The sequence below is a fragment of the Blastopirellula marina genome, assembly GCF_002967765.1.
GTDB lineage: Bacteria > Planctomycetota > Planctomycetia > Pirellulales > Pirellulaceae > Bremerella > Bremerella marina_A.
In genome coordinates this window covers 813,356-826,907 of record NZ_PUHY01000005.1, presented here as the reverse complement: position 1 = coordinate 826,907, position 13,552 = coordinate 813,356, and the positions used below count along the sequence as shown (strand labels likewise).

Here is a 13,552-nt window from a genome sequence, read left to right as displayed (position 1 = left end):
ACAAACCGAATGACCGAAAACCAACGATACCTGACGAAGTCTCGGTTTACCCTCGGGATGGATTGCCCGACCAAGCTATTCTACGCCGGAAATCCGGACATTTATCCGGACGCAAGTATCGAGGACACGTTCTTAAAGTCGCTCGCCGAGAATGGATATCACGTTGGTGCACTTGCCCAACAATATCATCCAGGTGGGCATGCTGTCTCGACATTGAATCCGGAAGAGGCTCTAGCCCAGACAGAACGACTACTCGAACAGGACGAAGTCACCATTTATGAAGCGGCATTTCGCTTCGACGACCTCTTTATTCGAGTCGACATCCTCGTGAAGAAAGGCAATCAGATCGATCTAATTGAGGTCAAGGCCAAGTCCTACGACAAAGAAAAAGATGGAAGTCTGGCGACATCGAACGGGAAGCCACGAGCAAAATGGCTGCCCTACCTCTTGGATATTGCCTTTCAGAAGTATGTCGTCACAAAGGCACTGCCAGACTCCCATATTCGTGCCTGGCTGATGCCCGTGGATAAACAGGCGGTTTGTCCAACCCATACCCTGCATCAGAAGATCAGTATTGACGAAAACAGAGACCCATCTGGCAGCCCAGGAGTTCAATCCGAACCATTGACATCGGACGAATTGGAACAGCGTCTTCTGTGCAAGATTCCTGTCGATATGCATTGTGAATGGATCCAGCAACATTCGTTTGTCGAGGCGATTGGCCCACCGGACTTCGTCGAACGAATTAACTGGTTGGCGGCTCACTACCGTCGCAACGAGAAACTCGTCACTCCCATTAAGCCCCAATGTGCGAAATGTGAGTTTCGGCCCAAAACAGCGGACTCTCTCTCCGAATTGAAAAGTGGATTCGAGGAATGCTGGCGGGAACAACTGAGTTGGGGCGACGAGGACTTTAAGGAACCGAATGTCTTAGACATTTGGAATCTAAGCGCCGGCAAGAAGAAGGAGCTATTCGACGAAAAGCTCATCAAACTAGACCACATTCAAAAACAGCACATTCAACCGAAGCCCAACGAAGTGCCTGGTATATCTGCTTCCGAACGGCAGTGGTTACAAGTCGAAAAGCATCAAAATCGCGATAGCGAACCTTATTTTGATGGACCAGGACTGCTACGGGAAATGAAGTCTTGGAAATACCCATTGCACTTCATTGACTTTGAGACCACCATGCCGGCGATTCCATTCCATCGCGGACGCAGGCCCTATGAGCAAATAGCATTTCAGTTCTCTCACCACACCGTTTCCCGCGACCATCATGTCTGTCATGCCGGTGAGTTCATTGACCTGAGCCCTGGATCATTTCCCAACTATGCGTTTCTTCGAGAATTGAAACGTCAATTGAGTCAAGATGACGGCACCATTTTCCGCTATTCACAGCATGAGAATACGGTATTGCTTCAAATCTACGAGCAACTTCTCTCCGACTCCGATGCGCCTAGTGATCGTGATGAACTCTTGGAGTTCATTCGTACCATCTCTACAGCAGGAGACAAATGGAGCGGAAAGAGGACGATGGTCGATCTCTGTGAAATGGTAGTGAGCTATTACTACTCACCCCGCACCAAGGGATCTAACTCCATTAAAAAGGTTTTGCCCGCGATCATTGAAGAGTCCACGTTCTTGAGAGAGACCTATAGTCAACCGGTCTATGGGGCCCAAAATGGAATTCCAAGCTTCAATTTCAGCGATCATCAATGGATTCATATTGCCGACGGGAACGCTTCAGACCCGTACAGCACGCTGGTTGGACTTTCTGAATATGCCGTGGCCGATGGTGGAAATGCACTCGCCGCGTATGCCAAAGCTCAAAGAATCGATACTTCGTCCCAGCAACACGCCGAAACCGTGAAGGCTTTGCTTCGATATTGTGAACTGGATACCCTCGCGATGGTCATGATCTACCAAGCTTGGGCCGATCGAGCGGGACTCTCCTAAAGAAGGTGTCACAAAAGAACCTACTTGCGGATCTACTCAGGCATTTTTTGCACGAAACAGTCGGCATTCATCTGGCACTCGAAATGTCTCATCAAATGGACCTCATTGACGCAGACCGGTCAGCACAACACCTGATCAGAAGTAATCTTGGCTACGCACGTGGAATCAGAGCACATGCCATCTTCTAAGAATGCTTCTTCGCGATATTGCTCGCCCGCAGAAATCCATCGCATTATCCGAGAATCAATAAACGATTTCAGCTTGTTCGACTTCAACTTGCTTCATGTGAATGCTAGCGAGATGTCCATAGCTCATCGCCTAGCCATTTACATCGAGCGACGTCTGCCGGGCTGGCATGTCGACTGCGAATACAATCGTGATTTGACGATTCCTAAAACTCGTGGGTCTGATAAACGAAAGATTCGGCTTGATATCAACGTCCATTGCCGCGGTTCTGCCATTAACCTGCTCGCGATCGAAATCAAGAAGACAAAACACAGAAAGTCTGTGATCGAGGCTGAGCGCATAAGAGTAAGAGAGTTATCCGCTTTATGGACATCGAACTTACCCCACTACTGTCACTCTTTATTGCTCGTTTTTCCGGTCAAGAAGAGGGAGCTCGCGGTACAAGGCGATCCAGAAGTCTCGTGTCATTGGTTTCATCGACGTGGCTGTGGGGCCTCCGAGGGCGGCGAACCGTTTGAGACTGCCAAGGCCATTAAACTCAAGAGAGACAAAAAATCGCGAGATAAGAAATGCTTGAAGAGTGGGGGCTAACGTCAGTGGCCAGCTCCAAGTGTCTTTAATTACTGCCGATCATTCTAACCGCGATCTGAGTCGGCGAATCCACCGCGAATAGGAAGATCCTGTTTCATTCGCAGGATCTCGAAAATGAGGCTACGTTTTCGCCATATTTCTAATGCTCCTCATGAATTTAATTGGTATTTTGTCGCTGCGTACCTTCGCATCTCAGTCTGTGATGGAGAAGAAAGATATGAAGGGTTGCGTGGCTTCCGTCGTTCCTTTGGTGAACGCTGGGCTCAGCGAATTCTTCCCAGCAATTGAGGGAGCGAATGAGACATGAGTCGATCGAGACGACGTTACAATTCTATGTAGGAGCCGATGCTGTCCGCACGGCACAGTCACTTTGGAAAGCGATTGGCGATAACTTGTAGGAGATCGATATCCATCCTCAAAGCACCGTCTCTTTCTGCTGAAGTGATAGATATCCGCCAGACCGAAAGAAGACGTTTGCAGAATACGCAAATCCACCAGAGTCAGATTTGGCGACAATAAGCAATATAGGCTCTGGGCAGAAATAATTGCTGTCGTTTGCAATCGCTTTCATCTGAGCGATATCAACGGTACTAGGACTGGCGTTATGCGAAGGATGATAATGCCACTCTCCCAAATAATATGTGCTGCTACTTCCGCTCCAATATTGATCTAGAAGACTCTGAAGGCCAGCAACGCCACGGCGGAAACTAGACAAGAATCCTTGAGAATCTGCTGGAGGTCCTGTCAGCTGGCTAACCACGGCGGTCTTGAGATCTTTTGAATAGCGTCCGACTAAAATCCCTCCAGTTTCTTTATCTGACGCTTGGTTGCATATGCGAATGAGGTCCATGTGCGGCGCATCCAGAAGCGATAGCCTAAGACCTTCAGAAACTGACGAAAACTCTATTTTAGATGAACCGCGATGGGATCTCATTTCCGCACAATACCAGTAAATACTTCACCATTGTATTGCTGTTCAAAGACTACAAGTCGAGGCGAGGTTTCCATATTCGTAACTGCCTCCTCAAGTCGCCTTATCGCTGCCATAACTAACATGGAGACATTGTCAAACCTCGCTGGAAACGCTGGATGCCAACAGCCTACGTTGGGAAGTACTAGCTCTTCATCTGAGAATTCTCGAAGATCAACTTCTGCCCACTCTTTGAACTGATAGTGGAAGTCCTCCACGGGAAAACTGTTACTGCGTGCAGTGTAAACATAGATACGTTTAGCACCGTAGCTGAGTGAAATTGAACAGAACGATCTTACTCGTCGCCAATTAAAACGAGCTAACTGTTGGAGCGTCAGATTGTCGCCAGTGCAATCAAGTACTAGGTCGCAGTCGGCTATGAGCGTCCTATTTTCACGCTTTTCGGGAGGAAAGGCCTCGGAGATCTCCCATGCCTCAGCATGTGAGTGCATTCTATTCAATTTCTGAGCTAGTGCCTTTGCTTTGCCGACACCCACCATCGTAATATCCAGCGTATGGCGACAAAGATTTCCATTGTCCAAACCTTCCTTGTCACAAACAACAACTTTACTGTTCCCACAACGGACAAGGGTTTCCGCTACAACCGACCCTACCGCTCCAGCACCAATCAATAGTGCCTTGGGCTTTGATAGCGATGAATCGAGACGGCCACGTGCCGAAGTAGACTTCCATGACCAGTCTTCAGCAATCTGCCAATTAATTCGTTTCGAATCTCTGAGGTTCTCGTACCGATCTTGACGCCAGTGACCGGTACTATTCGCTCTAAACCCTCGCCGAGGTTTATCGCCAAATGATAACGCTGGCAGAGCAAGTGGCTGCCAGTGCATTTGGCATGACATGCCATCAACACGTGATGGAATCGGGAAGCCGAGGAGTAGGAAGTGCGATCCTCCATCTCTGATAGACTCAAGGGCATTACGGAAGTCAGATAGCCTTCCCTGAGTCTCAAGAAAAGCGATAAGTTCACCCCAAGTGTCAATTGCTTGATACGGCAAAGTGATCGGCATATCCTCACACCTCAGCCATATCGCCGGCCTGATGGCGCGCGTCTCTTTGGAAATCTTACTTCCCCAGGCGTATGACAGAACAGTTTCGGAACGTAAAGTCACAAACTTACGAATCACATATTCCAAATGCGGTTTAGTATCTGCCGCGACTAGCTCCGCTACTCCGACGCGATTTTCAATCTTTGTCCACTGCAAAAGTGAGTCTTCAGTTTCACCATGTGCAATCGTATAGCGGTTCCTAGACTCGCCTGGAAAATCAGGAAACTCAAAAGGATCTCCTGGACGCATTAGACTAGAAGATGAGGCAGCTTTTAGCCACTCAATAGTTCTCTGGACGTACCATGCCAAGCGACTCGGCTGGCCAATCGGATCAACATCCAAGCTATTTTGACGGAATATGAATGTCGGATCGTGAACACAAATATGACCGCTGCGCCACGGCAATGTCGAATAGGTATTTCCGTTGTACCTTTGATGCGGAAAGGTTAGTGATATACCGTTCTTGACTGCAGGACGCACAGAAATAGGAGAGTGTGGAAAGTCATCGTCAAAGGTTATCCACCAGTCAGTGTCAGACGCTATCAAATTTGTCGCAATATTGGGCAGACTAACTCTGCAACAAAGTCCCCAAAGCTGCTCAGTGGTAAACCTAGTGAAATCCTGAAGTATCCGCACTTCTGGAATTGAATCGAGATAGCGGCGTCCCTCACGCATGATGTCGGACGGAACTTTCGCTACTCTCATTACGCGAATCTACTCCCACTAATCTGTGTGTTTTGCGAACGAGGTGTGAACGCTCTTCCGCTCCCACTACCGTTGTTGTTGTCGTCGTCACCATCGGAGCCATCATCGTCTGGCGCCTTGGGAAACTTATCGCCAAAAAGTGTTCGCCATAAGCGCGCACTTTCCTTCGTGGTGTCAGCATCGAGTGCCTGGCGAGCAACAACGGATGCGGATTTCACGGCATCGAGAAACTGCTTAAAGTCTTCTACAGAGACTCGTGAGAGAACATCGTGATCGGCAACTCCCCTGTCGCAAAGTTTGGGAACCATACCTGAATCGGCGTATGGCCGGTATAAAGCCTCCATCGATTCCAGAGTCAGCGTTACTCCAGCAGCAACTGACGTAATCGCGTCCGGACAGCAGTCGCCGATCATGTGCTCAAGTGGATAACTCTTCGGGTATTTCGGCACGAGTACCATTAGTTTTCGCCACCACTTTATCGCCTTCACGATATTGACGTAATGACCATTCGTGGATTTGCTTTTCTCCCAAGTCCATCGTATCTGTTCCAGAGGATGAGTATTCTCCCATACTGCGGCGAGACGGTCTGGAATCCTGAGAGGCTCGTCTTTCCACGTAGCCGCTTTAACATTTGCCACGTAGCGTTCTAGTACGCCTCCGTTTAACAACGGAGCGTATTCATTTTCCCAACTGAATTCGGGTTCATCTGGAAAACTCCAAACAGCCGCTCTAACAGACTCCAACACCTGGCGTTCTGCTTCAGATGGCGCGGACGTTGGTACCAGATCAAGTGTTACTTCGTCATCCACCTCGATTCCCCAGGAACGCCCCTGAAGTTCATATTTGTCAGGATAGTGGGCATTAAGGAAACCGCGGAATTTATTCAGTGCCTGAATCGGTGTGTAGTCGTCCTCGTGCATTGTTGTCGCGACGATTACGTCAACATCACATTGTTCACCATCTTGTGGTCGATTTGCCGTTAGCCGTCGATAACTACCTTGGATAAAAGTCCCAATAATGATGGGAGCCAATTCATCGTCTTCAGCCAAGCGATCGCGAAGCTGCCTATGTTCAGATTTCATTTTCTCCCGCTGTTCCGCAGTTGGTCGAATTTTCGAGAGAAAGTCGGTGAAATACGAAGGAAGTTCCATGACTATAAACCTGTGTGGTTATGGCAGACGGAAATCAGGGGCCAAGGTTACTGAACGGGTGTACGAGCCTTGCAGGCCTTGTTCAAAATCGAACTCGTAAACAGTTAGATTCCCTAGTAAGCGAGACTGTTGGCCGAACATGAAGGCTAACGAGTTTGGCATGGCCCAAAATAAATGAATATTCCCGCTGTATTTGAGTGCCTGCGTTTGTTGCCTGATCAGTTCCACCACCTTACTCGCGACAGCAAAAGCATGGTCGCCATCCCTAATTGAATTTGGACCGACATTTGGCACATGAATATGGAGAAGGGACTTAATTTGTGGCACGTCGGACTTAATGAAATCTTCGACGTTCTGTTTGACTAATTGCGATACGCTAATTGCCACTGCGAGATCATCGCCATTTGGAGTGACTTCAAACACTTCCGAGGCCAACTGCAAAGGCTGCGATGGCGGTGATGATGAAACACTCCAAGTCGAAGTTCCGTTAAATCCCTTTTGGGTAAATTCAAACTTTGCACCAATCTTTGGCTCAGCTAAGTATCCGGATGTAAACGCAAGAGCTCCAAGAGTTGCAAGGTGAAACTGAATAGTGACGCCAGACTTCAAGTGACTCGAAAGAAACGACCTGAGCCTTGGCAACACTTCGGTATCCCAAAGCACGAGGTCTTTGATGTGCCTACCGCTGAAGAATTCCGTCAAGCAGATCATATGATCTGTTTCGTCTTCTAAACCTTCGGCAAATTGAGTGAAGTTGCGGACGCCGAGTCTGACTGTTGAAGTATTATTAATCGGCTTACCAATCCAAAGCCCTTCGGCTTTGCAAGCGGCAACTAGAATGTCGGAACCGAATACTCGCGTGCCTTCTCGACTTAGGCGTTGAATTAAGAGTGGATAAACATCCGCACGGTGGCTCTGATCAATTGAAAGCAAGCCAGCAGTTGGAAGTATGTCGGATAGATCAGCTCTAATGCGATCAGCAGTCCGAGAGTCGTAATGAATGCGAAGCGGACGGAGTATTTTCGATAACTCATCCTTGTCATCCAAGTTGAGTTCTAGATTGTCAGCCCAGACTTTTCTAAGTTTTCCACTTTTGCTTTGTGGCGTTTTCCCCTCAAACAGGAGTTCAAGTCTCAACGCACCAGTGGATTTATCAATCAATTCATCTAAAAGGCTTCCTTGTTCAACAGGCCAGGGACACCAAAGCTGAAAAATACAGCTTCGGCCCTCCTTTTCCGCCTTTTCCGTAGCATCACGGAGCCGTTGCAGAAGGGAAAATGTCGTTGCATTGACAAGCTTTGGGTCAGCAAGAGATTCTCCAGTTAGAATCTTTCCTCCTGCAACCGAGAATTTCACCTGAATATGTTCTTCCTGATGCAATCCGCCCACTCCATCAGGACGGGGTTGTGAGTAAAGGACACTAATATCATCGAACGCATTAAATTCACCTGTTTCAAAGCCAACCTGTCGAATCTCGCCTTTCGCCAACATTCGACAACCGTAAAGCCAGAAAAGATATTGATGGACTTCATCGCCAAGTTGCCGTGCTGAACTGGGACTGTTCATTTGATTTGTTGATTCTCCGAGAATTCGTCGGAAGTGGTCAAATTCTGAGAGTGGGGGACGGGGCCACCCCAACGAGGATGCAATAAAATTTCATAGTTGACAAGAGGTGACACTGGCAGCAAGTCGGGAACGCACGAGAAACGTAGTAGGAGCGTAAGTCTATTTAGAAAAGCTAGTTAAGAAAAATCACCAGACATGGGGGGAGTGGGTGGATCGCACCCCCACTACATCGCGGTAACTGGATTTTGAAGCTCATGCCGCCTACAACTCTTAGCCAGGCTAACATCTCACAGGCCGAATTTCCCGGCAAGTCGCCGCGTAGGCGTCGACCATACTCGCTCATCCAGCTCTTCCCGAGAGAGCACAATTTGTCGATCATCTGTGCCCATGGTAACGCTCCCCAGAGTGGTCACGAGAATAACTGCGACTATTGTCATTCTACGGCGTCTGACGTGAGGCTATACCCAAATCGTCCATCAAGTCAGGGTTTAGCCCTCGGATTGAATACACTTCAAGTTGTATTTTGACCGAGAGTTTAAGGACGTAAGCCTTTCTCTATCAGATGCGATTATTATGCCAGTAAAACGTACAAGATAAGCTACCTTGGACGGCGACTTCGCCCGTCGTGTGATGCGGAACCGTTCATCGGACGAGAGTCCAGGCCCTGAGGGATCCGACCGTTCCCGACCTGGGAAAACTTGCGCTGGGGAGGGTAACACATGATTCCCCAATCTTCATCGGCACCATGATGAATCCAGACTTGCAGAAATGCTCGCAGAAGATGATCCATCATGGTCGCGCAGTGTCGAATGGCGGTTCGATTCAGCTTTCCGTTATAAGTCGATGCTCCATGAACGAGTTGACAACGAAGCAAATAGATCCGTTCGACGAGACGATCGAGGATTAGCGTCCAGTTTGCTTTGATGTACCAGGTACGAGCATCGTACTTCACCTTTTTTGACTTGCCTGCCTGTTTCTCGCTCGGTTCGATCCAATAAAAGCGGCTCAGGTACTCATCGTCAAAAATTGCCATGACGAGGCTTTTGTGCTCATCTAGCGCGTCGACCACGAAGTTCGACTCGTCCAAGTCCAGCATTCGATCCAAAAAGATACGCCAACAATCCGTATCACATTCTGGCGCATGTGCTAGTTCATTCCACTGGCCGTAAAGCGAATTGAATGCGACCCAATAACTGATGAGGGAAATCTCAAGGTCCGACTCGTCATTCACGTCCTCGGCACGTTGAATCCAGCTAGCAGCCCGATGAAAACGAATGTTCGTAGGATGCTCAGTAAGTATCTCGCTCAATCGAAGTTTGTGAGGTTTCCACAGTCGACGGAGGTCACGAATTTTGGCAGGATTTTCGGACATGGCGGGAGAACTCGTTATGCTCTAGCTCATAGCCCACCGTGGCAAAAAGACAGTATCCGAACTAGGTTTTGGAGAACTCTTATATTAAATAGAGGACCACACTGATCCCAGCAGCAAATCCATCAATTTATGGATTCCCAACATCGATTGACACAAGAAATGATGATTCCACGGACCTTGAGTAGGGACTCGGGAATAGTTCCTGGGCAACCAGGACACGATGGTGGACTTAATCCTAATGCGAATACATTCCATCGCAGGGAAGATGGTCGAGGCATTGGCCTCTATTACCTAGTCTCACGATGAATCCAATGCCGCACAAACTCCCTCTGCTCGCGCGTTTCTGGCGATTTTCGGTGTCCCCTCTCCAGATCTCGGTTTCGCAGGCCCTGAAGGATATCCAACACGCTTTCAGGCTCAGCTAAACCATGCAGCAAGAGCCAGCAGCCGATGACGGTTCCTGTACGGCCCACGCCTCCCCAGCAGTGTACGTAGACGGGAGCCTCGGCCGCCAGCGACGCGTCAATCGAGTCCAAAATATCATTCATCAAGTTCGTTGAAGGAACGGACAGATCGGGGATAGCATATCGATGCATCGTAGTGCCTGGTGAACGCTTTTCCGCAATCTCCTGATAGGGCACAAATGACTGGCCCTTATCGTTTGCCTCATCGACCTCCATAAGATTCACGAACCTACGAATTCCAGCATCGACCAGCGTGTCGATTCGGACTTCGTGTTCGACCGGATCTGGATACCCCGGATAGGCACCAGCGAGCAGTTGCGACGGTATCACCCAGTAACTGAAGGGCGTCGGTGGTGTACTGGACTTGTCAGCGAGTCTGTGTTTCATACGATCTTAAGCCCATCATGAATTGAACTGACTCGCCGATTGGTAAGAGGACAGAATACTTAGCCTTACCTCGCTCTACCAGTATGTTACACATTCCGATCCATCGACTCGATGTATCCCGACTACCTGTCGCAGATCGACGCGGGAAAGGTCAGCTCTAACTCCCGCCTCTCCGTCTCTTCCTGCGAAACTGCCTACCAGTTTCAATTTTTTTAAGAAGTTGCATCGCCACTTCAAAAAGCTTTGACGCCCTGAATTGGGCATCGTAAAACATTAGGCATTCCTACCTGAATAGCCCATCATGCCTCCACTCCTCGACGAAGTTTCAGCCGATTATGTCAAAGCCAGCATCTCTTTCCAGTCTCCTCGAAATTCTTCGACAGCAGGTGCTAGACTCTCGAACAGGCCTCAAACGTATTCGCAAACAAACTCTCATGAAAAAACTCGGATACGCCCGCTTAACTGCGAAGAGAAAGGACGACATTGATACGGAGTTGGAACGACTGGGACTTGTCTTACGAGCCCCCGGTCTGACCAATTGGAGTGATGCCAAGGACTCGAAGAATCTAACCCTGGAACTCGCCACATCATCTCAAGAACTACCAAGCGATCTCGAAACCGTATCACCTTTAAGCCAGTCAGAATCATTCCATAGCGAGTTTACGACAAGTTGGTCAGATTCATCCGAATCTTTTCTTGAATCTGCACCATCGACGCCGAAACGCAATTCCACGCAAGCGACTTCCCCAAAGCAAAAAGCCAGGACCAACACACGTATCGTTTCCGTCCAAACCACGGGAAGTCCACCGCGTCTTTTTAACCATCAGCAGACGGCCATTAAGACACTTCAAAAAGTAGTTCCCGAAGACCAACCGTATGCTGGACTACTCGTGATTCCAACGGGTGGAGGAAAAACACGGACGGCAGTTGAATGGCTTCTGCGAAGCCACATTCGCCATGGAGGAAGGGTGATTTGGATTGCCCATCGTACTGAGCTCCTCAATCAAGCATTCGACGCATTTCAACGCAATGCATATACGACGATCGTTGGCGATCGAGATTCTATACGCTGTCACCTCATCTCTGGCATGCACGATCAGCCAGTGAACCTGAGTCCAGACGACGATGTTGTCATCGCCAGTGTTCACAGCCTTCGCCCTGAATCGGTAGGGGGAAAGCAGTTTGTAAAGAAATGGCTTTCTCACCAGAGCAACGTGATTCTCGTTATCGATGAGGCTCATCACACACCGGCACGTTCCTACCGGCTATTGATCGAACTCATTCGAGAACATGCAAAACCGCTGAGACTCTTGGGACTGACAGCGACTCCTTTTCGTACGGCCAAGCGGGAACAAGGACATTTAGCAAAACTCTTTCCCAATGACATTTCCTACAAAGTCAATCTGCGAGAGCTAATTCGTAAAGGCATCTTATCCGAACCAATCTTCTCCTCACTCTCGACGAATGTAAGCCTCAAAAGTGGTCTCTCCCTCTCAGAGCAGGCCAAGCTAGAACGCTACCAATTTGACTGGAATCGCCTGGACGCCAGGTCCAAAACGACAATTGGTGAGAATCGGGTGCGTAACCGAAGAATCGTCGATGAATATTGCCAGAACGAGAACAAATACAAGCAAACCATCGTTTTTGCCCTCAATGTCCCCAACGCGATTGCTCTCCATAGCTTATTCCAGGAAAAGAAAATATCGGCGGAGTACGTGATCGGGAATATCTCGGACTGGAAGGGGACAAGATCCATTTCACCTCAACACAACCAGGAAGCGATTCAAAAGTTTAAAGACGGAGAAGTCAAAGTCTTGATCAATGTAGGAGTTCTCACCGAGGGTACGGATCTCCCCTCGACCCAAACCGTCTTTCTGGCACGCCCCACAACTTCTCGAACCTTGATGATGCAGATGATTGGTCGAGGACTCCGCGGTCCCAAAGCTGGAGGTACGCCGCACACCCATATCGTCAGTTTCCTCGACGACAATGACTGGGGAGATCAAGTCGTGTGGGTGAACCCAGAACAGTTATTCATTGAAGAAAACGTCGACTTCAATGACAAAGCTGCTGAGACGAAAAAGCGTCTCGTTCGCCTCATTTCGATCGATATGTTTCAGCAGTTTGCATTGATGCTCGACGAAGTCGCCGATAAAGAAGCATTGGCTCAGCTTCCTTTCCTGGAACGCATCCCGCTGGGTATCTACTCACTTTCTCTAATTCCTCGATCGGCAGAGTCGGTCGAGAGGCATACAGACATCCTCGTGTATAGCAGTAATCGAGATGCCTTTCAGCACTTTCTCGACGAACTCCCACGCTTGCTGACAGCACACATCGTTTCGGAGGATAAGAACTCCGATTGGCTCGACGATCAAATTGCGTATGAACTTGCCGATATTGCAGAGGAGCAGTTTTTCGTTGGAGTCGATAAGATCCCAGGTTATCGGCGTGAAGATTTAGTCGATTTGATTCAGTATTACCACATCTATGGGCAGGTTTCTGAATTCATCGAACTATCCGAGCGAAAGAATTACGATGTCGACCGAGTCGCCCAAGAGATCTTCGATCACAGTCTCGGAGGAGCAGAAAAGGTAAAGTTCCTTAAGAACACCTGGAACGAAGGAGAGAAACCATGGCGAGCGTTTTTCAATTTTGATGAAAAGACATTTCTTAACGAAGTGAATGCCGGCCTTCAGCGTATTGAAAACCCTGAGCTTTTCGCTGCCCCCTCCCAAGTCTCGCAGGTGTCGTATCCTCAAGAGTCATTGGAAAAGTTTACTTTAGGAGAATTGCGAGAGACCCATCGAGAAGTTGTCACGATCTGCTACTTCAAAGGCTGAATAAGCTGCTGCCTGACGGGCTAGTAATTCACCCAAAAGCCTCAGCTTAAAGAGAGCAGCGTTGGCGTCGTCGAAGACATAACGTTCTGCAAATGCGGCAACCTGAACGAGCATCGGATCATGCTCGAAAAGGAACGCAAAATTAGGAGAGTGCAGAGCTTGAGAGGTCATGAGCAGCAGGAACGCATATCAAGGAGATCAGATCATTGCCGTAGGGGCAAACACTGACAGGCTGCCCTCGAATCAGGAGAGTTATCCCCCCTACTTGAACATGGCAAGAATAACAGACGGATCAGT

The 13,552-nt window shown here is 48.7% G+C and carries 8 protein-coding genes; 2 read left to right on the top strand and 6 right to left on the bottom strand.

Going from position 1 to position 13,552, the window contains the following annotated elements; genetic code table 11:
* Window positions 1–9: 9 nt before the first annotated feature.
* A complete protein-coding gene (locus C5Y83_RS07780; protein ID WP_105329083.1) occupies window positions 10–1,956 on the top strand; it encodes a DUF2779 domain-containing protein in 1,947 nt (648 codons plus the stop codon).
* Window positions 1,957–3,148: 1,192 nt separating this feature from the next.
* Here the strand turns inward: C5Y83_RS07780 and C5Y83_RS07770 are convergent.
* From C5Y83_RS07770 to C5Y83_RS07745, 6 genes are all read right to left on the bottom strand, one after another.
* Window positions 3,149–3,583, bottom strand: coding sequence for a Mov34/MPN/PAD-1 family protein (locus C5Y83_RS07770; protein WP_158262277.1), 435 nt, complete (start codon window positions 3,581–3,583; stop codon window positions 3,149–3,151).
* Between the two features lie 80 nt (window positions 3,584–3,663).
* Window positions 3,664–5,475 carry a ThiF family adenylyltransferase gene (locus C5Y83_RS07765; RefSeq protein ID WP_105329080.1) on the bottom strand — a complete coding sequence of 604 codons (1,812 nt, stop codon included), beginning with the start codon at window positions 5,473–5,475 and terminating at the stop codon, window positions 3,664–3,666.
* Window positions 5,475–6,626 carry an SMODS domain-containing nucleotidyltransferase gene (locus C5Y83_RS07760; RefSeq protein WP_105329079.1) on the bottom strand — a complete coding sequence of 384 codons (1,152 nt, stop codon included), beginning with the start codon at window positions 6,624–6,626 and terminating at the stop codon, window positions 5,475–5,477. The genes C5Y83_RS07765 and C5Y83_RS07760 overlap by 1 nt, the downstream gene beginning before the upstream one ends.
* Window positions 6,627–6,644: 18 nt before the next feature.
* A complete protein-coding gene (locus C5Y83_RS07755) occupies window positions 6,645–8,192 on the bottom strand; it encodes an SAVED domain-containing protein (RefSeq protein WP_105329078.1) in 1,548 nt (515 codons plus the stop codon).
* Window positions 8,193–8,790: 598 nt separating this feature from the next.
* Complete coding sequence (locus C5Y83_RS07750) at window positions 8,791–9,564, bottom strand: HEPN domain-containing protein (protein WP_105329077.1); 774 nt, start codon at window positions 9,562–9,564, stop codon at window positions 8,791–8,793.
* Between the two features lie 287 nt (window positions 9,565–9,851).
* Window positions 9,852–10,415, bottom strand: a complete 564-nt coding sequence (locus tag C5Y83_RS07745) for a fused DSP-PTPase phosphatase/NAD kinase-like protein (protein WP_233207138.1) — start codon at window positions 10,413–10,415, stop codon at window positions 9,852–9,854.
* Window positions 10,416–10,849: 434 nt separating this feature from the next.
* On the opposite strand from C5Y83_RS07745, the gene C5Y83_RS07740 reads away from it, so the two are divergent.
* A complete protein-coding gene (locus C5Y83_RS07740) occupies window positions 10,850–13,255 on the top strand; it encodes a DEAD/DEAH box helicase (protein WP_158262276.1) in 2,406 nt (801 codons plus the stop codon).
* Window positions 13,256–13,552: the final 297 nt, after the last annotated feature.

Excerpts from the sequence above, each read along its gene's own strand:
- C5Y83_RS07780 (WP_105329083.1), top strand. The coding sequence starts at position 10 with ATGACCGAAAACCAACGATACCTGACGAAGTCTCGGTTTACCCTCGGG.
- C5Y83_RS07770 (WP_158262277.1), bottom strand. The coding sequence starts at position 3,583 with ATGGACCTCATTCGCATATGCAACCAAGCGTCAGATAAAGAAACTGGA.
- C5Y83_RS07765 (WP_105329080.1), bottom strand. The coding sequence starts at position 5,475 with ATGAGAGTAGCGAAAGTTCCGTCCGACATCATGCGTGAGGGACGCCGC.
- C5Y83_RS07760 (WP_105329079.1), bottom strand. The coding sequence starts at position 6,626 with ATGGAACTTCCTTCGTATTTCACCGACTTTCTCTCGAAAATTCGACCA.
- C5Y83_RS07755 (WP_105329078.1), bottom strand. The coding sequence starts at position 8,192 with ATGAACAGTCCCAGTTCAGCACGGCAACTTGGCGATGAAGTCCATCAA.
- C5Y83_RS07750 (WP_105329077.1), bottom strand. The coding sequence starts at position 9,564 with ATGTCCGAAAATCCTGCCAAAATTCGTGACCTCCGTCGACTGTGGAAA.
- C5Y83_RS07745 (WP_233207138.1), bottom strand. The coding sequence starts at position 10,415 with ATGAAACACAGACTCGCTGACAAGTCCAGTACACCACCGACGCCCTTC.
- C5Y83_RS07740 (WP_158262276.1), top strand. The coding sequence starts at position 10,850 with ATGAAAAAACTCGGATACGCCCGCTTAACTGCGAAGAGAAAGGACGAC.